At 48.7% G+C, this 554-nt stretch carries 1 protein-coding gene; it reads left to right on the forward strand.

Annotation, left to right across the window (positions count from 1 at the left end; all coding sequences use genetic code 11):
- Positions 1–351 (forward strand): imelysin family protein (locus tag ACTHSP_RS21445; protein ID WP_440346932.1); only part of this gene is annotated, 351 nt, incomplete at its 5' end.
- Positions 352–554 lie beyond the last annotated feature (203 nt).

The following is a 554-nucleotide window of genomic DNA, read 5'->3' on the forward strand; positions in this document are numbered from 1 at the left end:
GTGGTCGGCGGCGCGTCCGAACTGATTGAAGAAGTGGCCGGCAGCAAAATCAGCGGCGAAGAAGACCGTTACAGCCATACCGACTTGAGCGACTTCCAAGCCAATGTGGAAGGCTCCAAAAAAATCGTTGATTTGTTCCGTCCGCTGATCGAAGCCAAAGACAAAGCGTTGTTGGAAAAAACCGATGCCAACTTCAAACAGGTTGAAGACATTTTGGCGAAATACAAAAAACAAGACGGCTTCGAGCTGTACGACAAACTGAGCGAAGAAGACCGCAAAGCCCTGCAGGCGCCGATTAATGCCTTGGCAGAAGACTTGGCCAAACTGCGCGGTATTTTGGGTTTGAAATAAGATAACGCGTTTTCAGACGGCCTTTAGATATTGAAAGGCCGTCTGAATCTTATTGTTGCCCACACAAAATACGCTTGAAAACCAACCTTACTTCACACGATTGCAATCTTTCCGTTCCCTGCCAAGGAGCAGACCATGAGCCAAAACAAACAACCGGCACAACCCGAAAAACGAACCCTTTTCAAAACTGCCCTTGCCGCCGG

It is taken from the genome of Neisseria sp. P0001.S005, assembly GCF_051963715.1.